We start from the raw sequence: 19,957 nt of genomic DNA, 5'->3' as shown, positions 1-19,957 counted from the left end.
AAATAATTAGAAATAAAATTGATGAAACAAACATCCATTTTTATCAACAAAAATACAATTTAAGGCGATGAATTAAAAAAATGTTTTCTTAATATAATAGAATAATGATTAGTTAAATCATCTATTAACCCCAATAAAAATACTTGTGTTGTTTAGAACAAGTATTTTTATTTCTTCAATTCAAGTAGCCAGAATAATTGCATTTTTCTAGTACTATCGTATTCAATTTTAAATACAAAAAAGACCAATCACCTATCAGAATGATTAGTCTCTATTATTGCTTCCAATGATTCCTATAAAAAAATCATATATAAAATTTGGTAAACGGAATGAGATTTTTTAAGGTCATTCGCTTCAAAACAACCCCTCAATAATAAACCTCATCTAAAAATAACCCTTGTGCTGGGACAGTCATTCCAGCATCACTTCTAATCTTACGTTCAAATACTTCATCAATAGCTTCTAATTTCATTGTTCCAGAGCCAATTTCTAAGAGCGTGCCCATAAGAATCCTGATCATTTTATGCAAGAAACCATCTCCTACAAAGGTAAAATGAATAAGATGTCCCTCTTGTTGAATCGATATCTCATTGATTGTACGGGTTGTAGATTTTTTTGTCTTTTTAAGAGAAGAAAAACCAATAAAATCATGGGTTCCAGTTAGCTTACTACAAGCCTCATTCATCAACTCAAGATCAAGTTTTTCAGAGTAATGGAAACTATAGTTACGCTCAAAGGCTGAAGGGATGATATCATTCCAGATATAATAACTGTATTTTTTCCCCTTCGCATTATATCGAGCATGAAATCTTTCTGGTACTTCTTCCGCTTTTTTTACAACGATATCTTGTGGCAAATAGCGATTTAGAAACTCGATCATTTCTAATAAATCCATTTTAGTATCCGTTTTAAAATTTGCAATTTGTCGTTTGGCATGTGTTCCAGCATCCGTTCGACCAGAACCAATGATTTCAATTTTTGAACGTGTCATTTGTGTTAAGATATTTTCGATTTTTCCTTGAATTGTTTTATCCGAGTCACCAAGCCTTTGCCAGCCAAAATATCTCGAACCATCATACTCAATCGTTAATTTGATGTTTCTCATATTGTTTCATTTACTCCTCTTAAAACGCAATTTTTTTTCGTTGCTCATGCTAATGTTCGTTTCTATTATAACAGTATTCCTACGCATGATGAAGTGTAGGAGCTTTGAATTTCTGTTAAAATCACTTTAATAGATCATATAAATGCTACTTTTTTCTCCCTTTTTCGAGTAGAAGACCCTCTTGACATTATAATCATGTTAATTTATATTTAACATAGATAATCATCTATGTTAAGGAGAAAAGATATGGATTACGAAACAGTTTCACTGATATTAAAGGCTATGGCGGATCCTAAAAGGATGAAAATAATAGACTTACTTTCATATAGAAATATGTGCGCATGTGATGTGTTAAAACATTTTAATTTTACACAGCCTACTCTTTCTCACCATATGAAAGTATTAGAAAGTGCTGGAATTGTTTCTGTAAGCAAGCAAAGCCAATGGCACTATTACACATTACGTGAAGATTTTGTAAGAGAGTTTATGCATTCTATGACACTATTACTTTCTGATAGCGGGACGGATTGTCTTTGCCAAAATAACAAAGCGAAATCTGTCAAAACAGACGATGATTAAAAGAAGGATACGGATAAGGAGATAGTTAGCAAATGACTTATGCACTTGAAATAAAGGACTTAAAAAAAGTATATGCAACAGGCGTTGAGGCGCTTAAAGGAATCAATTTAACTGTAGAAGAAGGGGACTTTTATGCACTTTTAGGACCGAATGGCGCTGGAAAATCAACAACAATCGGAATTATCACGTCACTTGTCAACAAAACGTCTGGAACAGTGAATGTTTTTGGCTATGATCTTGATAAAGATTTGGTACTTGCAAAGCAGCAAATCGGTCTAGTTCCTCAAGAATTCAACTTCAACCCATTTGAAACCGTTGAACAAATCGTTGTCAATCAAGCTGGTTATTATGGTGTTTCGAGAAAAGAAGCTCTAAAACGCAGCGAAAAATACTTGAAACAATCAGATTTATGGGAAAAACGTAATGTACGGGCACGGATGCTTTCTGGTGGAATGAAACGTCGCTTAATGATTGCCCGTGCGTTGATGCATGAACCTCGTCTACTTATTTTAGATGAACCTACCGCAGGAGTAGATATTGAGCTGCGACGTGAGATGTGGGATTTTCTACGTGAACTAAATGAACATGGTACAACAATCATTCTGACAACTCATTATCTAGAAGAAGCAGAAATGCTCTGCCGTAATATCGGGATCATCCAGTCAGGGGAACTAATTGAAAACACTAGTATGAAAACTCTTCTAGCAAAGTTACAGTTTGAAACGTTTATCTTTGATTTAGAAGATTTTGATACCCAACCTGAAATTATTGGCTATAAGAACAGCTTTGAAGATGAACGCACACTTGTTGTAGAGGTCGAGCGCGATCAAGGAATCAACGAATTATTCGCTCAGCTCACAAAACAAGGAATTAAAGTTCTTTCCCTTCGTAACAAATCGAATCGATTGGAAGAACTATTTTTAAAAATTACAGAAGAAAAACGTCAAGTGGGGGAAAAACATGTTTAAGCTATATTTCACGGCTCTAAGAAGCCTTGCCGTAAAAGAAACCAACCGTTATCTACGAATTTGGGTGCAAACTTTAGTACCCCCAGTTATTACTACATCCTTGTATTTTGTTATTTTCGGAAACCTGATTGGCGGACGAATTGGACAGATGGAAGGATTCTCCTACATGGAATTTATTGTTCCTGGATTGATCATGATGTCGGTGATTACAAGTTCTTATGCCAACGTCTCTTCTTCTTTTTTCTCACAAAAATTCCAGAAAAATATTGAAGAATTATTAGTTGCACCAGTTCCCACACATATTATTATTTGGGGATTTGTCATCGGTGGACTTGGCCGAAGTGTTCTAGTCGGTACACTTGTGACGATGATTTCCTTGTTCTTTGTACCGCTTCATGTTTATTCATGGTCTATTGTTATTATTACACTTTTGATGACAGCAATTTTGTTCTCATTAGCTGGTTTGTTAAATGGTATTTTTGCTCAGTCTTTTGATGATGTATCGATTGTGCCAACCTTTGTTTTGCAACCTTTAACTTATCTTGGGGGTGTCTTTTACGCGATATCTATGTTACCGCCAATCTGGCAGGCTATTTCAAAAATCAATCCGATTGTTTATATGATTTCAGGATTTAGATATGGTTTTCTTGGGACGATCGATGTGCCAATTATATTTTCTATGATAATTCTTGTACTTTTTATCTCAGTACTTTATGCTGTTTGCTGGTATTTGATTGATAGAGGACGCGGATTAAGAAGTTAATATTGAAAAGCTGAATTTGGACAACTTTCTGTTCAAATTCAGCTTTTTTTATATAGCAAATCATTTTGAAATACACATGCATTAGTTATGATTCATACCATTCTTTTTAGTATCAAATACAATTTTCCAATAATTTTCTCTTTCAATAATCGTTTCAACTTTTGTTTTTGTATCAAAAATTTCTAAAACTGAATACTGAAAATTGTTGATAATATAATCTTTTCCTTTTTCATTTAGAATAGCATTAAATTCTCTATTACCACCAGTAAGATTCGTTAATGCGGCATATCCCGACCAACGTTGCCAAATTCCTTCTGTGTTACCAGAAGCTGACCCAATGTACAATTGTCCACTATTTAAGTCAGTAATTACATAGACACCTTTAACATTAGATAAGGCTTCCTTCCAACTTGGTTCATTACGCGAAAAAATTTGTTGCATATCAAAATGTTTAATACAAACATTTTGATAGCCCGGAAAATGCCCAAGTTTAGCATTAGGTGCGAGTTCATATATTTCAGGGTTAAGCTGTTTTTGAATAGTTTGATATCTTCTATTGTATAAATCTCTTCCAATTGGTTTTTTTATTTTTATTATTAAACGTTTAATATATTCTTGATATTCTTTCATTAAGATAAGTTTATATCCCACCGCATCAAAAACCTCAGGCTCAATTTTTACTACTTCATATAATCCGCCAAATACAAAATATTCAGGGCCATAGGGATAATATTGAGCTAAAGCAATTAGATACTCTGCTTGGTTTAGGTTATTGTTAGGTTGCTTGGTTTTCCATTGATTCATGGTTAACCACTCGGGATTATCTTCTAATAAAAGATCCCACGCTTTTTTATCTGCATTCCCCGCATTCATATTAAATTTAATTTTTGCTTTTTCATCATTTGGTGTGTGGATAAAATCGATTAATCTTATTATAAAAAACACTCCTTAACATTAAGTCCTACATGTAAATAAATTGCCTTGTAAAGCATGCTTCTTACCAACAGATAAACGTGAAATAACTCTTATCAAAGCTACTTCACGTTTTAAATGTGCACTTATAAGTTATATATTTACCTGTTCTAAACTTATTTTTATTTACCAATAACCAATCTTCTTGTATAAACTGCTTGCCCCGAATGCATTATCGCATCATCAATCGCAGAAACTAATCGAGCCTGACGTGTAACAACTGGTGTCCAGTTTGTATCTACAACATCACCCAGGCTATCTTCATCAAGTGTTTCTAAATAAGTAGTTGTAAATTCAACACTCGCTGCTAAATAATCCAGCAGTAATTGTTTATCTGTCACCACAACTTTAGCCGCTTCTTCTGGAGTATGATGCCACTCTTGTGTATCATCTGGCAAATCCAGCGCAAACTTCGTGCTCCATCCTGATTTCAGCCATAAGGGTTCAGTCTCATTAAGTTCTGAAATCTGATAATCAAGTTCTCGAGCCGTATGCCAAATGAGCCAAGTAACAGATTTAATCAGTGGCGCTGGCATCGTATTTGCTTCATTCACCTTCATTTGATTCAGTGTCTCTTCAAAACGTTCTTGCGCTCGCTTTAAAGTATCCATAGATAATTGCGTGATTTTCATCGTAGTTCCTCCTTTAATAGTTGAAACGAAAACAGCTCGTGCCATCCTTTGGTATCTACTACTCACTTTACTACAGTGATTATGCAACATCAAATTTTCAAAACTGAGTACTCACTTTTTATCTAATCAATCGTTTTGGTTTTCTTGTTTGTTTCGTTTACTCAGTCATACCACTATTCCAAGCCTTCAATGCTAAGATTCTCAATACTAGCCGCTTTTGCTTCTGCCGTAACTACAGCTTGGAACTCAACCTTATCTCCTTCTTTTAGGAAAAGAGCCATTGGACTGTTATTTGTTGTGACACTATAGATTGTTTTCTCATTTTCTAATAAGAAGGAAACAACCGTTTGTGATTCACCAGCGACAATAGTCACACGAGAAACAGTGCCTTTCACTTTCTGTAAATCAGCGGCATCCGTACTGGTATTATTGCTTCCTTTTGTTGCTAGTTCAATCCGGTAAGCGTCCAGTGCATTTTGCGCAGCATCTGCATCTACCACAATATCATTATCTACAGCATTGACATATACATATTTTTTGAAAATACCTTTGCTGTCCATCAAAGAAACGATCCAAGTTGGAACACCATCAATATTATACAAAACAGGCATACTTGCTTTCCATTTTTTCTCTGGATAAATCTTTGCCGCAATTGAAATGGCTCCATCACTATCCATAATCCCTACTTTTGTATCACGGTAATAGGTTACTTTACCTGTTCTTGCATCAATCAATGAATACCCTAAGGCTGAGTCTTGATCTTCATCGCCGCTTGTAAAGTCTGTAAAATACAATAATTGACTGCCTTCTTTATTCATCATCGGCGTGATTTGACCAGATGCATAAATGCCATTTTCAGTTGGGATCTTAACATCTTTTTTCGCACCAAAGATCGTTTGATTCCACCATCCTTGGCTATAACGACCAAAATATTCATTGATACTGTTCGCCGCAGAGCTAGTAATCGGTGCGTCAACAAAGCTTGGTGCCTCTTTGCTATCATAGACTTTCACTTCACCTGTTGTCGCATTTAAAACCGCTGTCTTGAATTCATCGTAATTCATACGTCCAGAAACGCCGTACTCTTTGTAAAGCGTTTGAATATAGAAAGGATTGTCTTTTTCATCAATTTCTAAATTAATTTTTCCTGTCGCTGCATAATTAGGATATGCTGCATAAATTTTACGAGCAGCATCTTTGCCAAAATAAGCTGACGGTGTATAGATAATCGGCTTTTCAACAAATTTTGGTTGTGCATTAATATCTGTTGCACTGATAATAAAATACCCTGGAACGGCGCCTAATTTTGACCATTTAAAGAAACCATTAAACTCGACCGTTGCAACATATACATACTCACCATTCACGACTTGAGCAGTAATTCCATCTAATGTGAACATATTTGAATTTGGAATCACAGAAAACTTTTGTAACATCTTGCGTTTTGCTGTTTTCGGTGCAATGGCAATAGGTGTTTCTTTGGTAGAAGTTAAAACTTCTGCTTTTTCTTCTGTCTTCAACGGGATCGTTTGGTAAACATCATCAATTGCTGTTACTTTCGTTATAGAGCTAACGATGAATAATAAAACCATTGCAGCAATACTTAAACCTAATATGCGCCCCGACCAATCATTGGTTGTATCTGTCCCAACCTTTTTACGACCTCCATTCAAGACCTTCTCAGAAGCTTGGCTGATAGAGCGACCTGCTAGCAACAATCCACTTGCAACCACAGCCCCAATTAGATTGATCCATAAAATGGTTGAAAGAGTCTTACTAGGTAAGGCGACAAATAAGAATCCGCCTATTAAAAATAATTCAATAATCATTAACGCAATCGTACTTTTGACACGTCTCCCTTTAGTAGAAATTAGACTAATACCATTCGCTATTAGAATACCTATACTAAAAAACAATGTTAACCCAATAAAATTCAAAAACATTTTTTTCCTCCTTTAAAATTTAAGATAAAAAAAGTACTCCCACTATAAAGTAGAAGTAACTTTTATGATTGATTTAATTATACAAGATAGCATTTTTACTTACAATGTCTATAATAATTGAATTTAAGTTCAAAGCTTCCTTTTCAAGAGACCGCCAAACCGTTTAAATAGACGATCTAAGCTCCAAAATAAATCTAAGTTTTTCAGAATTTTGACTTTTGCATACAGAATCTAATGCAATTAGATGAATTCATTAATACATTTACGTTCCCCTTCCTTTAATTATCTTTTTCAATTAGTTTTTTCAACGCTTGAATAACAACTTCTGTTTCAAGTGTTGTATCGTAAAAACCTATGTTAGGAAGACCGGCTTTAGCCCTTTCTTGATTTTCCACTGCCAATAAGATTGTTCCACATCTAACATTTAAATAATTTGCAACGGTAAATAAAGCAGCCGATTCCATTTCAGAACCCAAACAGCCTAAGTCCAGCCAAGCTTTCCATTTTCCTTCTAATTCATAAGAAACAGGCATATTTTCAGGTTCATGTTGTCCGTAAAATGAATCTTTACATTGGACGACGCCTACATGTACTGAGGCTCCTTTTTCAATAGCAGCTTCTTCTAAAACCTTAACGATTTCATGATTAGCAACAGCTGGAAATTCAATCGGCGCATATTCTTTGCTTGTTCCTTCCATTCGAACAGCTCCAGTCGCAACAATCAAGTCACCACCCTGTACATCGATGTTCATCCCACCACATGTTCCTAAACGAATAAATGTATCAGCACCTGCATCTGTTAATTCCTGCATGGCAATTGCAGCGCTCGGTCCGCCAATTCCAGTTGAAGCAACACTAACTTTGACTCCATTTAGGTAGCCTGTGTACACCATATACTCTCTTAAATCGGCAATTTTTTCTGGTTTTTCTAAGTAAGATGCAATTTTTTCGCATCTTTTCGGATCCCCTGGAAGAATCACATATTTTCCAACCTCTCCATCTTTTAAGCCAATATGAAATTGTGTTCCGTCTGCTCTTTTCATTTTCCATCCCATCCTTCTTCTTTTATTGGTTTTATTTAAGTAAAAAACGTTTAACAATATTTGCTGTGATAAGGCTTACAATAACTACTGCAAAAAATATTAGCAGGATATTACTATAAACAAGACTTGATTCTGAAATATGCTTTAGCATTTGTGTATGCTGCAAACTATTATTCGTTATCAATTTCCCTGTAATAACTAACCCTGTTGACGAGGCAATTTTTATACAAAGATTAAAGAAGCCCAAACCTGTTCCTCGCATATTTTCGGGTAGTGAATTAATAACCAGAATCATAATTGGTGTGTATAAAATAGCAAAGCCGCCATTAAATAAGCATGACATTAAGAATAAAACACTGATACTTTTTTCCAAAAAGATACTTCCTATCAGCACACCTAAAGCCATACTTCCCATACCCATTAGCAATGTTCGAGTCACACCCATTTTTTTAGTGATTCTTCCACCCATGATACCAATGATCATACTAACCAAATAGCTAGGTAATAATAACATTGATATTTTACTTAAAGGTATGTGATAAACATTCGCCGCCATGAAAGAAAATAAAAATGAATATGAACCTTGTGGCAGATAAGTCAATAAAACAACTAAAATAACCAGCATGTATTTCCAATTTTTGAAAAAATCAATTGTGATAAATGCATGTTTATACTTACTAATATACACCAAAAACGAAATCGCTATGGCTATACTAATAAGCAATAGACTTGGTTTTAACATATTAAAATAAAGTGAAATAAATAGTGATAGCGCTGACATTAATGTGATACCGAAAAAATCTATTTTCTTTGTTCCATCTTTGGAATCATCTGGGAGATATTTCAATATAAGTGGAATGGCTAACAGCGAAAAAATTGGAACCGCAAACAAAAATTTCCAGCCTACATATGTCGCAAATAATCCACCTAATAAAATCCCTAACATCTGTCCACCAGAGAAACAGGCCGTGTTGTAGCCATAGTATTTAATTCTCGTCTCTTCACTTAGATATCTAGTAGCAGTTAAAATCAGTAAGGCAGAAGCACTTGTACCACCAGCCATTTGAATTGCTCTAAAAATAATTAGTAATATGAACGAATGGCTAAATAATAGTCCGCCTATCGATCCAATTGTAGAAATCGTGATCCCAATAATCAGTAATTTTTTTATAGAAACAAAATCTGATAACGAGGTATATACAATATAACTAACGCCCATAGTTAACATCGCAACCGCAGAGATCATACTAACACTCGATGATGGAATAGCTAAATCCTTCGCAATAACTGGTGCACAAATATTAATCGCCTCTTGCAAGGTTCCTGCCAAAATAAAAACAAACATAATCATTGGCATCACTTTTTTGACATTCTTTTCCATTTTAGTAACCCCTTTCTTTTTTTACTACTATTTTTATATACATTCCTCCCGTTCTATAAACAATCCACGTTGTATCTTTTGATGTCTACATTACACAAAAATAATACAACAGACAACTGTTGTTTGTCAATGATTTAAAGACAAAAAAATCCAACCATTGGGTACAATGATTGGATCTTTTTTACTGATTTTACTTTTACTTAAATGACTCTCACCTATTAATTGGATGCAAAAACTTTTAGCAAAGCTTTTTCTATAGGTATATAAAATTTATTGATAGCAACCACATTTCCACTCATATCAACAATGCTTTCTTTGACTAACTGAAATAAATCATATGCTGCGTCGATGTTTTTATCCTTTAGATTATCTGTTAATTGTACCGTTTTTATTTCACATTTTTTTGAATGAGCATGCTCATAGATTTCTTCTTCTAAAAACTTCAAGACAGCGTCTTCGTTATTTAAATCTACCTGATTTAAATAATTATAATCTGTTGCTATATGAGAAAAACAATACGCATGCGTTTTATTTTTATTTTTATAATAGCGATGTACTGCTAACACAACGGACATTTTCCGATTAAATATTTTTTCTGTGTACTGAGTAGATATCCCAGGCACAATGTTTATTTGAACAGTTGCAATTTCTTCGGTACAAGATTTTTTGACAGGATTATCCATTTTTTCTAGTCCTGTAGCATTTATATCAATTGTTTTTCTGACAAAGTTACCTACACCTCTGCGTGCTTCTATTATTCCATCCTCTTGAAGTAAAGCCAATGACTGACGAAGAGTCGATCTACTAACATTTAACTCTTTAGCTAATGTAGGCTCTGTTAAGAGTTTACTGCCTTCGGGATACATTCCCTCTTGTATCATTTTTAAAATTTTATTATATACACCTGCATACAGAGCAGCCTTTTCTTTTGATCGATTGTTTTCCATCTTGCCCCTCCTCTTCGTGTCTTAATTATACTTTATCTGCTTAAATTGAACAAACCATCTTTAGTCTGTAAAAATTTTCGAGTTGTTTGATTGGTTTAAAAACAACAAAAATGTCAGAACGAAAAATCAATTCATTCTGACATTTATTTAATTTAGCTCATGAATAATTATAACAAAATAATCTTAACGGAATTCTATCAATGAAATGATTTCAGCAGCTTGTTGATCATATTCAGTAGAAATCCCAATTGTTTGAGTACTATTTACCAGTTTCTCTGATTCTACTCTCACCCAATCAGGATCCGTAACATAACGAGAATCTTGGTAATGATTTGGATTTTGATAGAAACGGATTGAACCATTGTGATTAGAGATATAAGTCACATAAACTGTCGAAGCCATTGTTCCGTCCATACTAAAACCTAAAGTTACACTACTTTCTTCTAAAATATGTGATCCATTAAATGGCAATACTTGATGCCCAATCTCATTTTTTTTAGCAGAAATCTCAATTGGTTGACCAGTGATACCATAATATTTTAAAAGTTCTTCAGTTACACGAGCATACTCAATTTGTTCATCCGAATATCCCTCAAAAATATTATTTACCGAATTTTGAGTGCCTTCTGAGTTTGTTAATCGTACTTCTATCATAACATCAGCTTCCCCTTCAGCATAATTTCCAGCATAATTCGGAGTTGCTAAAGAAATACCACCGTCCTTATTAACAAAAAGATAGAGTTTGTTACTACTATCAGTTACAAGTAGGCGATCATAATTATTTGATGGTTCCATCGTAATTTCTGTATTCACTTTAACCGTTCTAAGTCTATTTTCTGGTGTACCATCTATATTTGAAACTCTAATCTCTTTTGTTGCTATCGTATTAAAAGTGGCATTATATTCTTGTTTTACTAAATTACTATCAAAAATTACTTTTCCAGAATCTCCTTGAGAAAAATCTAAAGTAACCGAATCTGGGACATTCATTCCTTGAAAATTAAAAGTTGCAGGATAGCTTAATCCATCTCTAGCTACCGCATATGGATAATTTTCTTGAGTGGTTCCTTCCCCAATACTTTTTTCTGGATTGATTTTATCCGTGTCTTCGATTTTAGACTGAGAATAAATTGATCCATCTTTATTTTTTACAGTGATTGTATTTTCCCCAAAAGAAAGAACTCTACCAACAGGAAGTGCGTATTGATCTCCTTTACTTAGATCTATACCATTGATTTCTGCTAGTTTGACATGCTTAACATTTATTTTTTGACCAATAGCCCAAAGCGTATCTCCTTGCTTCATAGTATATTCCTTCTGATTATTAAAAATTTGAATACTTTCTGGAGAATTAGCCTTCCATTCACTTGCAGAAACAGTTGCACCCGCAGAATTGGTTAACAACACAACACCTAATAATCCAGACACAACACCCATAGTTACCATTTTCTTTTTCACTACATTTACCTCCCAAAATTCTCATGTTTTTTAGATTACATTTACATTAATTATATTACCATAAACACTATAGTGTTACAACTGGATTACGAAATTATTACGAATAATTACTTTGAAAATCGTAAAGATTTCATTGCTGATATAGTAGAGGGTCATGTAACTATGATATTTGCTGACTTTGATGAACAAAATTACCTATTTACTTACTTGTTCTTACTATGGTCAAAATAATACACCACTATTCAATACAGAATCATAAAATCAATTTTTACAAGGTTGGTTTAGCTAGTGGTAAATATTTTAGATAGACTAATACTTTTGCAGATGAATATGGAAACTTTTCTATTTCATCAGACAGCTTTGATCGTGACCGCTTGATGGTAGTGATAGTTTCTTTACCCGATGGTCTATAATTCAATGAAGGTACACCATTCAAAATTCCATTGTCGGATACAACACAATCTACTACCGAACCAATTAACTACTCCCGCACTCAGCAAGTAAAAAGCATTATATATATACCAAACCTACAGAATTATCATAAATTTTTTTAGAATTACTAAATACTAATCAATGGATGTTCACTATACATTCCTATTTCCTGCTTAAAAACATCACTCTATCAAGGTTCGTTCGTTAAATTTATATATCCTAATGTGAATTGAACCGTCTTTTAAATTATGTTATTCTTTATAGATGAGTAATGTTATTTCCAAAAATAATATTATTTAAAACACAAAAAGGAGAATGTTATGAAAGATTTAAAAAAAAGGGCTTTGGTTGGTCTATTGGTACTGGTATCACTAACTATTATGGCATGTGGTACAAACAACGGAAATAAAGAGGGAGCAAAAAACAAGGATAATCATACGGTTAAAAAATTTAAGGGCAAAGGATATCTGTTTTCAGATAGAAGTTATCCGTCCTTTAGCAATATGATTTATTCCCTTGTTCTAGACAATCCAGATACAGGAATTACGTTTGAATCCTATGTCAAGTTAGAAAAAAAGGGGGATAATTTAATTCCCAGCAGTATAGCAAGCATCCGATATAACGAGAAAGATAAAGATATTGACAGTGAGATGGTCTACTTTGAAGGAAAACATTCCGCTGATGAAGAAGATACCCTTGATGCATACACAAATGCTCTAAAAAAATTAGGTTTATCACAAGGTGATTTTATAGATTTTGTGCTCCAGTATGCAAAAGATAACTATAAAACAAGTGAAGAAGATTTAGAAGATGCGAAAAAAATGGATTCTGATACTGAGGAAACAACAGATGACGAAGAAGATTCCGACGATATCGCAACTAAAAAACCTGACTTTGGCTCATTAAGTGACAGCTGGGACTCTTTCCAAATAGAACTAGATGGAGATGTGGTTCAACTCCCTCTAAAGTATAAAGAATTTGAAACATTTGGCTGGTCCGCCAAAGAGAGTAATAGCGCTAAAATAACTGATACCATTAAAGCAGGAGATTACGAAAGTACCTTCTATATGGTTAAAGGTGACGCCGAAGTATCGGTTCGAGTAAAAAACTTTTCTGAAAAAGATCAGAAATTAAAGGATTGTGATATTACTGAAATACTTATTAGCACATCTCAAATTGCCAAGCTTGGTAGAGGGGCAACACTTCCTGGTGGAATAAAAGTGGCAGGTGATAATAATTCTATTTTAATGGATACTATAAAAAATAAATATGATGACTCCCGCGGAAGAGTAGTAGACGTGACTAACTCTTTGATTTATGAAGTGAGCGCCAGTAAAAATTATACATTCCGCTTCTCTGATTATTATGATGATGAGCTATATGAAATTAAAATAGCCGTTGATGCTAAAAGATAAGTAATACATTGGGCACTATCCTACAAAAATAACTACTGAATAAAAAGACTTTTATTAGGCTGTTTTTCCGGAAATTACGCGGAAAGTAACAGCCTAATTTTTTGTTATGCAATTTAATGTAAACTTTTAAATTGGAATTCCAATACGTTTGACGTATATATATTGTTTAAATAGAATGCTTCAAGCTTCAGTTGATACAATTCCGTATATCCTAAGTAAATGATATTCCTAGAACCCCACATCTTCCATCACTTCCCAAATTCTATTCTGAGCGCCGATTATTTAAACTATTAAAAATAACAATATTTTTACATTACCTCTTTTCTTACTAATTAATTCCTAAATCCATCCTAACTTCTATAAAGATAATTATAGAGTACTCTTGATGCCACAGAACAATGGGCTAATCTGTCTTTAAAAATTACAAATACAAGAGTCCCGAATCTAATAGGATCAGATTCAGAACTCTTTTTCTAATTTTAAAACTATACTTTTTAGATTAATGAGTAATTAAGCATGGCCGTGTAAATTCTTGAAATTTAAAACGCACGATGATCAATCCAGCCTAGACTTGGAATATAATAGTAGCCACCTTTTTTCCCTGTTGCGCTTACTTTTTTTCCAATGTGATCTTTCGTATTTCCTAACGAAGCAACCCCTTGATACCATGGTACTGGGTTAATTTGATAGCCGCCATTTTTGATTGTTAGCGCCTGAGTGATTTTTTCCACTGTATCCAGTGCCTTGTAATCAATCCATCCCTTTAAATCTGGTGAATAGTAGTACGCTCCTGCTTTTTGGGTCAAACGAACCACTTTCCCCATATAATCTTTTGAGTTAGCTACTTTTTTATAGCCCTTGGTTCCCCACGGCAATGTGTCAATGCTAAATGTTTGATCTTTGTGCAACATTTTGTATTCTTGTACTTCATCAAAGATAAGTTCCTTAGCTACCACTACAGCTTCCGCATTCAAATATCCTTTCCAGACATTCGCTTCATCATATAACGAATAGTATCGTGATCCATTTGAATGATTGTAATATCCTTTCGCTAAATAGGTTTCGTTGAACAGATTATCCGTTGTATCTTTTTTCACCCAGTTAAAACTGCTCCACAAGCTGTAGCCTTTTTTAGTGATTGTCACGTATTTTCCATAAGATATATATGATCCTTGAGCAGGACCGAAAGGCTTTAAAAACAATGTTGCTTCATCATTTCTACGATTAACCAGTCCTTGTAAAATTTGCCCACCTGCATATATATATCTTTTCATTTCATTTGCAGCGCTTGTCCAGTTTTTACTATTTATATATATAAGTAATTGTGATCCTGCAAGAATGTACGGACCTAAATTAAAGTGAAAACTAACTAATGCATCGAATTGATTTTGATTAAGCTGAACTGTAGTATATTGGAAAATACCAATTGCATGTGTTTTTATATCTTCATCTAAAAATGCATTGGCTTGTGCTTCAGTAATAGTCATCCCTGCATAGACACCTTTTGTATGCCCATAACCGATTGTCCAGACACCTACAGAGTCTTGATAAGCAATTAATCGTAATCCTTCCCATTTTTTGATTAAATTTCTTCCTTCTTGTGAAATTTTCATATTCTCATTCGCCATTTTCTTCCCCCTTTTCTTTTCATTCGTCTGTTCTGAAAACTTTACTTTAGTTGTAAAAATTTTTTAAAATGCGCGATGATCAATCCAACCTAGACTTGGAATATAATAGTAGCCACCTTTTTTCCCTGTTGCGCTTACTTTTTTTCCAATGTGATCTTTCGTGTTTCCTAACGAAGCAACCCCTTGATACCATGGTACCGGGTTAATTTGATAGCCTCCATTTTTGATTGTTAGCGCCTGAGTGATTTTTTCCACTGTATCCAGTGCCTTGTAATCAATCCAGCCCTTTAAGTCTGGTGAATAGTAGTATGCTCCTGCTTTTTGGGTCAGTAAAACTACTTTTCCCATATGATCTTTAGAATTAGTTACTTTTACATAACCACTCATTCCCCAAGGAAGGGTATCAATTGTATATTTTTGATCCTTATGCAACATTTTGTATTCTTGAATTTCTACTGTTACTCTTTGATTTGCCATTTATTCTTCCTCATTTCTTTATCGATTAAATTTTAATTTTAGTAATATTTTTTTAGAACGCACGATGATCAATCCAGCCTAGACTTGGAATATAATAGTAGCCACCTTTTTTCCCTGTTGCACTTACTTTTTTTCCAATGTGATCTTTCGTATTTCCTAACGAAGCAACCCCTTGATACCATGGTACTGGATTAATTTGATAGCCGCCATTTTTGATTGTTAGCGCCTGATTAATTTTTTCCACTGTATCCAGTGCCTTGTAATCAATCCAGCCCTTTAAGTCTGGTGAATAGTAGTACGCTCCTGCTTTTTGGGTCAAATGAACCACTTTCCCCATATAATCTTTTGAGTTAGCTAATTTTTTATAGCCCTTGGTTCCCCACGGCAATGTGTCAATGGTAAATGTTTGATCTTTGTGCAACATTTTGTATTCTTGTACTTCATCAAAGATAAGTTCCTTAGCTACTACTACAGCTTCCGCATTCAAATATCCTTTCCAGACATTCGCTTCATCGTATAACGAATAGTATCGCGATCCATTTGAATGACTGTAATATCCTTTCGCTAAATAGGTTTCGTTGAACAGATTATCCGTCGTATCCTTTTTCCCCCAGTTAAAACTGCTCCACAAGCTGTAGCCTTTTTTAGTGATTGTCACGTATTTTCCATATGCTATATAGTCTCCTTGTGGAGGCTTAACAGATGGATTTTTAAAACTATTTCCTGGTGCATGGAGAATACATTTCACTGATCGTGTTGCCGAAAGTCCTGTATAATTGCTTCCGTTATATGCATATGTGACCCTACCATTTGCTGAAGCATTTTGTTCCACTGCATAAATAACGCCTTTTTCTGTATCTGTATAATCTACAACAGATACATGACCATATGCATTCCAGCTATTTCCATATTCAATAACCAAATCTCCAGGTACTGGAATATATTTAGAACCTGGGTTATATCTTGTTAAACCGGGTGATCCTTCCGGAATATATTGTGCACCGCCATTCCCTGCTGCATAAACTCGCGGCCATCCCATTGTAGGGTATAATCTTGCTTGAGGAAGTTCGACACACTGGTAACGTGTATTAAAATTTCCACCATTTGAATACACCGCAACCCCCTTACCTTGTAACCACTGACTTCCTGAAATTAGAACTGTTCCTTCTGCTGCCATATTTATCCTCTCCCATCCTTTGTTACGATCAATTAATTATTCTTAAAATGGCCATTTATCAATTAATTGAATAATGTAATTATAACGATGAATAGTAGTAGCCACCGTTCAAATTTCCATCAAAATGCTATCGAAATTCTTCCACATACTCTCTTAAATACTCTGATTTTTAGTTTCTACATATTTTTTACAATATTAAGAATAGCTGTTGGCTCATTTTTTTCGTTTAAACCAGCGATCACCAAATGTTCTCGATCTTTTGTTTCAATAAACGGAGCGAACAACTCATAGACAGCTTGAGGGCTAGTACAGGTTCTAGCGGCGTAAAAAGTTGAGGCTTCTTTCACCAATTCAAGACTGACGATAGCCACGCGTTTTCTCGGTTGGTTTGTTTTCATGTTTTTCTCCTTAATAATTGTTGTATGTGGTTCTTAGAAAAATGCCAATTAATAGTCTTCTGGTAATAGCATCGTTTGATGACTATGATCATCGATCGCCCATAATTTTTTAATTTGGAAATCAGCTATCTTTTTCTTTATGGTATAAGTATGATAATCAATGAAAAATGGTTCTTCTTGTCGATGAATCACCTCAATTGCTTGGCGTTGATTATCTGGATTGAACTCAAAGATTTGTAAGTAGTCTAATTCTGTTTTTACTTCACTTCTTTTTTTGTCGATTAATTTCCAGCAATATAATTGGATTTCTTTTGGTACTTGTTCATTCACTCCTCTCGTGATGTAACGATTTTCTTTATTATCAAACAATTTATTTCCTCCTTAAAACACAAAAATAGATCAACCACTATTTAAGATGATTGATCTTCATAGATATAATATATAATTATACTCTCAGTAAGTTCATACTAAACTACTTTTACAGTTATTCAAACGCTATAATACGTTTTGCAAAAAGTTTAATTTCGGCTAAATCACTTTCCGAAGGTGTCAAGTTTATTTTTAGTGACTCTATCATTTTTTTTGCTCCACATCTCACTAGTTTGTCCTCAAAAATATCTACAGCTTTACAATAATATTCCCCATAATCAATATCTCCTGAACCACAAACTGCAAACTTTTTTTCTGAAAGATGTATATCTTCTAAACTTTCAAAAATGTCCTCTGCTTCATAGGGAATAACGCCTAAATCATAAGTATACATACAAAAAATGATTTTATCATAGATTTTGATATCATCTATATCTATACTATCTATTTCAAATATGTCCACAGTATCAACTGTTTCAGATAATAAAGAAAATAATTTATCAGCGATAATTTCATTATTACCAGTAATCGATGCATATAAAATAACTACACTTTTCATAATTGACCTCATTTAATTTTATAGTAATTTTTTTGAGAAGAAAGTAATAAAAGTGACTCTACAGTTTTTTTCAACTTCTCTTGCTGATCAACTTGTTCCCAAGTATACTTATTGTTGCCAAAATGTCCATATGTGGCCGTTTCAGAAAATACAGGTTGATCTAAATGTAATTGTTTAATTATTCCGCGAGGAGTTAAATCAAAATTCATTTTAACTGCTTCTGCAATAATTTCTTCAATAGCCTCGGCAGTTCCAAAAGTATTAAGCACTACAGAAATTGGGGTTTCTAAACCAATCGCATAAGCAAGTTGGATTTCACATTTTTTTGCTAACCCTGAAGCAACTATATTTTTCGCAATATAACGAGCCATATAAGCTCCAGATCTATCAACTTTTGTTGCATCCTTACCAGAAAATGCTCCTCCCCCATGTGATGAAAAACCTCCATAGGTATCTACTATAATTTTCCGTCCAGTTAATCCGGCATCACCTTGTGGTCCACCAGTCACAAATTTGCCACTAGGATTAATATAAAATTTAGTATTTTCATCTAAAAGACCATTTGGAATTACAGGATTAATTACGTGTTTAATCATATCTTGTTCCATAACTGTCTTATTTACATCCTCAGAATGCTGAGTGCTGACTACAATCGCTTCAATCCTCTTTGCTTCCCCATTTGAATCATATTCAACAGTCACTTGGCACTTTCCGTCTGGTTTCAGATAATCTAATATGTTTTCTTTCCTCACAATACTAAGTCTTTTCGCAATTCTATGGCTCAATGCAATTGGTAATGGTAAGTATTCGGGTGTTTCATTAGTAGCAAAGCCGAACATCATTCCTTGATCTCCCGCTCCAAGTTTATCATTATTTTCATTAGTCAGTCCTTGGGCAATATCAGGTGACTGTTCATCTAAAGCCACTAAAATAGCACAACTATCGCCATTAAAACCTAGTAGATTCTCGCTATAGCCAATAGATTTTATAGTTTCTCTAGCTACATTTCGATAATTAACATTCGCATTCGTAGTAATTTCTCCAAAAATTAGAACTAAACCAGTTGTAACAGCTACTTCACAAGCTACTCGCCCATTAGAGTCCTGTTCTAGAACTGCATCCAAAATTGCATCACTGATTTGATCAGCAATCTTATCGGGATGCCCTTCTGTTACAGATTCGGATGTAAAATATGTTTCCTCCATAATAATATCCCCCTTTTAGTAAAAAATATTTGATTGTGAATCTATAAACATGTATAATCACCTTATAAGAAAGGAGATGATTTTATTGACAGCAAAATTAGACACAAAAAATGAAATCAATATTTTAAGTATTAGAAAAGAGATTGCCTTAACCGATTTTGATGAGGTATATGCAGAACTCTTCTCTAAAGTCGCAGATGAAAAATATACTGTTGTTGGCAGCCCTTTAGTAGTTTACCATGATGAGGAATTTAATCCTGAATCCAATGACACCGAGTTAGCTATTCCCGTTGCAGAAAAAACTGGGGAAACTCGAGTAATCCCTGGTGGAACATATGCCTGTATCATTTGTAAAGAAGACTTTTCACAATTGCCCAAATACTATGAAAAGTTAGTTAATTGGATACATGAAAATGAATATACTATTTTAGGTAAACCTTTTGAACAGTATCTTGAAGAATCTGAAAACAAAACTATTGTTGAAATAAACTTCCTAGTGAAATAAA

At 34.0% G+C, this 19,957-nt stretch carries 21 protein-coding genes; 5 read left to right on the top strand and 16 right to left on the bottom strand.

The window, feature by feature from the left end:
• Positions 1–367 precede the first annotated feature (367 nt).
• Entirely contained in the window at positions 368–1,105 is a 738-nt protein-coding gene (gene truA / locus JZO69_RS01540; protein ID WP_207111152.1) for a tRNA pseudouridine(38-40) synthase TruA, read from the bottom strand.
• A 246-nt stretch (positions 1,106–1,351) separates the two neighbouring features.
• On the opposite strand from truA, the gene JZO69_RS01535 reads away from it, so the two are divergent.
• From JZO69_RS01535 to JZO69_RS01525, 3 genes are read left to right on the top strand one after another with little or no spacing between them, the layout of a single operon-like run.
• On the top strand, positions 1,352–1,684 hold the full coding sequence (locus JZO69_RS01535; RefSeq protein ID WP_207111151.1) for an ArsR/SmtB family transcription factor: 333 nt from the start codon (positions 1,352–1,354) through the stop codon (positions 1,682–1,684).
• Between the two features lie 32 nt (positions 1,685–1,716).
• Positions 1,717–2,652 (top strand): ABC transporter ATP-binding protein, encoded by a 936-nt coding sequence (locus tag JZO69_RS01530; protein WP_207111150.1) that lies wholly within the window; start codon positions 1,717–1,719, stop codon positions 2,650–2,652.
• Positions 2,645–3,415, top strand: a complete 771-nt coding sequence (locus tag JZO69_RS01525) for an ABC transporter permease (protein WP_207111149.1) — start codon at positions 2,645–2,647, stop codon at positions 3,413–3,415. Before JZO69_RS01530 ends, JZO69_RS01525 begins: the two co-directional genes overlap by 8 nt.
• Before the next feature lie 81 nt (positions 3,416–3,496).
• Here JZO69_RS01525 and JZO69_RS16795 read toward each other — a convergent pair whose 3' ends face one another.
• The 8 genes from JZO69_RS16795 to JZO69_RS01480 form a co-directional block, all read right to left on the bottom strand.
• On the bottom strand, positions 3,497–4,360 hold the full coding sequence (locus JZO69_RS16795) for a GIY-YIG nuclease family protein (protein ID WP_207111148.1): 864 nt from the start codon (positions 4,358–4,360) through the stop codon (positions 3,497–3,499).
• A gap of 149 nt (positions 4,361–4,509) precedes the next feature.
• A complete protein-coding gene (locus JZO69_RS01515) occupies positions 4,510–5,019 on the bottom strand; it encodes a DinB family protein (protein ID WP_207111147.1) in 510 nt (169 codons plus the stop codon).
• A gap of 173 nt (positions 5,020–5,192) precedes the next feature.
• On the bottom strand, positions 5,193–6,962 hold the full coding sequence (locus JZO69_RS01510) for a DNA-binding protein (RefSeq protein WP_207111146.1): 1,770 nt from the start codon (positions 6,960–6,962) through the stop codon (positions 5,193–5,195).
• Positions 6,963–7,240: 278 nt separating this feature from the next.
• Complete coding sequence (udp, locus tag JZO69_RS01505; RefSeq protein WP_207111145.1) at positions 7,241–8,005, bottom strand: uridine phosphorylase; 765 nt, start codon at positions 8,003–8,005, stop codon at positions 7,241–7,243.
• Between the two features lie 31 nt (positions 8,006–8,036).
• Entirely contained in the window at positions 8,037–9,386 is a 1,350-nt protein-coding gene (locus JZO69_RS01500) for an MFS transporter (protein WP_207111144.1), read from the bottom strand.
• A gap of 218 nt (positions 9,387–9,604) precedes the next feature.
• Complete coding sequence (locus JZO69_RS01495) at positions 9,605–10,333, bottom strand: GntR family transcriptional regulator (RefSeq protein WP_207111143.1); 729 nt, start codon at positions 10,331–10,333, stop codon at positions 9,605–9,607.
• A gap of 183 nt (positions 10,334–10,516) precedes the next feature.
• The gene (locus tag JZO69_RS16555) at positions 10,517–11,791 is read right to left on the bottom strand and encodes a LysM peptidoglycan-binding domain-containing protein (protein WP_347401560.1); all 1,275 of its coding nucleotides are present in this window, start codon (positions 11,789–11,791) and stop codon (positions 10,517–10,519) included.
• 268 nt (positions 11,792–12,059) lie between these two features.
• Positions 12,060–12,209 carry a hypothetical protein gene (locus JZO69_RS01480; protein WP_207111142.1) on the bottom strand — a complete coding sequence of 50 codons (150 nt, stop codon included), beginning with the start codon at positions 12,207–12,209 and terminating at the stop codon, positions 12,060–12,062.
• Positions 12,210–12,543: 334 nt separating this feature from the next.
• Here JZO69_RS01480 and JZO69_RS01475 point away from each other — a divergent pair, with 334 nt between their 5' ends.
• A complete protein-coding gene (locus JZO69_RS01475; protein ID WP_207111141.1) occupies positions 12,544–13,638 on the top strand; it encodes a hypothetical protein in 1,095 nt (364 codons plus the stop codon).
• Positions 13,639–14,177: 539 nt separating this feature from the next.
• Here the strand turns inward: JZO69_RS01475 and JZO69_RS01470 are convergent.
• The 7 genes from JZO69_RS01470 to metK form a co-directional block, all read right to left on the bottom strand.
• The gene (locus tag JZO69_RS01470) at positions 14,178–15,266 is read right to left on the bottom strand and encodes a glycoside hydrolase family protein (RefSeq protein ID WP_207111140.1); all 1,089 of its coding nucleotides are present in this window, start codon (positions 15,264–15,266) and stop codon (positions 14,178–14,180) included.
• A 63-nt stretch (positions 15,267–15,329) separates the two neighbouring features.
• Complete coding sequence (locus tag JZO69_RS01465; protein WP_207111139.1) at positions 15,330–15,743, bottom strand: GW dipeptide domain-containing protein; 414 nt, start codon at positions 15,741–15,743, stop codon at positions 15,330–15,332.
• 52 nt (positions 15,744–15,795) lie between these two features.
• The gene (locus JZO69_RS01460; RefSeq protein ID WP_207111138.1) at positions 15,796–16,920 is read right to left on the bottom strand and encodes a CHAP domain-containing protein; all 1,125 of its coding nucleotides are present in this window, start codon (positions 16,918–16,920) and stop codon (positions 15,796–15,798) included.
• Positions 16,921–17,096: 176 nt separating this feature from the next.
• Positions 17,097–17,318 (bottom strand): MPN domain-containing protein, encoded by a 222-nt coding sequence (locus JZO69_RS01455; RefSeq protein ID WP_207111137.1) that lies wholly within the window; start codon positions 17,316–17,318, stop codon positions 17,097–17,099.
• Between the two features lie 48 nt (positions 17,319–17,366).
• On the bottom strand, positions 17,367–17,687 hold the full coding sequence (locus tag JZO69_RS01450) for a DUF960 family protein (RefSeq protein WP_207111136.1): 321 nt from the start codon (positions 17,685–17,687) through the stop codon (positions 17,367–17,369).
• A gap of 115 nt (positions 17,688–17,802) precedes the next feature.
• Positions 17,803–18,246: a flavodoxin domain-containing protein gene (locus JZO69_RS01445; protein WP_207111135.1), complete on the bottom strand. Its 444-nt coding sequence runs from the start codon at positions 18,244–18,246 to the stop codon at positions 17,803–17,805.
• Positions 18,247–18,254: 8 nt separating this feature from the next.
• Entirely contained in the window at positions 18,255–19,454 is a 1,200-nt protein-coding gene (metK, locus tag JZO69_RS01440; RefSeq protein WP_430733248.1) for a methionine adenosyltransferase, read from the bottom strand.
• 82 nt (positions 19,455–19,536) lie between these two features.
• Between metK and JZO69_RS01435 the strand changes: the two genes are divergently transcribed.
• Positions 19,537–19,956 (top strand): GyrI-like domain-containing protein, encoded by a 420-nt coding sequence (locus tag JZO69_RS01435; RefSeq protein WP_207111133.1) that lies wholly within the window; start codon positions 19,537–19,539, stop codon positions 19,954–19,956.
• Position 19,957 lies beyond the last annotated feature (1 nt).

The sequence above is a fragment of the Candidatus Enterococcus ikei genome (assembly GCF_017316105.1).
GTDB classification, from domain to species: domain Bacteria; phylum Bacillota; class Bacilli; order Lactobacillales; family Enterococcaceae; genus Enterococcus_L; species Enterococcus_L ikei.
Note: the sequence above shows the minus strand (reverse complement) of the source record. Positions and strands in the feature narration are given on the sequence as shown.

Coding starts and splice junctions, on each gene's coding strand:
- JZO69_RS01460 (WP_207111138.1), bottom strand. CDS start 16,920: ATGGCAGCAGAAGGAACAGTTCTAATTTCAGGAAGTCAGTGGTTACAA.
- JZO69_RS01530 (WP_207111150.1), top strand. CDS start 1,717: ATGACTTATGCACTTGAAATAAAGGACTTAAAAAAAGTATATGCAACA.
- JZO69_RS01525 (WP_207111149.1), top strand. CDS start 2,645: ATGTTTAAGCTATATTTCACGGCTCTAAGAAGCCTTGCCGTAAAAGAA.
- JZO69_RS01445 (WP_207111135.1), bottom strand. CDS start 18,246: ATGAAAAGTGTAGTTATTTTATATGCATCGATTACTGGTAATAATGAA.
- udp (WP_207111145.1), bottom strand. CDS start 8,005: ATGAAAAGAGCAGACGGAACACAATTTCATATTGGCTTAAAAGATGGA.
- JZO69_RS01470 (WP_207111140.1), bottom strand. CDS start 15,266: ATGGCGAATGAGAATATGAAAATTTCACAAGAAGGAAGAAATTTAATC.
- JZO69_RS01510 (WP_207111146.1), bottom strand. CDS start 6,962: ATGTTTTTGAATTTTATTGGGTTAACATTGTTTTTTAGTATAGGTATT.
- JZO69_RS01515 (WP_207111147.1), bottom strand. CDS start 5,019: ATGAAAATCACGCAATTATCTATGGATACTTTAAAGCGAGCGCAAGAA.
- truA (WP_207111152.1), bottom strand. CDS start 1,105: ATGAGAAACATCAAATTAACGATTGAGTATGATGGTTCGAGATATTTT.
- JZO69_RS01495 (WP_207111143.1), bottom strand. CDS start 10,333: ATGGAAAACAATCGATCAAAAGAAAAGGCTGCTCTGTATGCAGGTGTA.
- JZO69_RS01455 (WP_207111137.1), bottom strand. CDS start 17,318: ATGAAAACAAACCAACCGAGAAAACGCGTGGCTATCGTCAGTCTTGAA.
- JZO69_RS01475 (WP_207111141.1), top strand. CDS start 12,544: ATGAAAGATTTAAAAAAAAGGGCTTTGGTTGGTCTATTGGTACTGGTA.
- JZO69_RS01465 (WP_207111139.1), bottom strand. CDS start 15,743: ATGGCAAATCAAAGAGTAACAGTAGAAATTCAAGAATACAAAATGTTG.
- JZO69_RS01535 (WP_207111151.1), top strand. CDS start 1,352: ATGGATTACGAAACAGTTTCACTGATATTAAAGGCTATGGCGGATCCT.
- JZO69_RS01500 (WP_207111144.1), bottom strand. CDS start 9,386: ATGGAAAAGAATGTCAAAAAAGTGATGCCAATGATTATGTTTGTTTTT.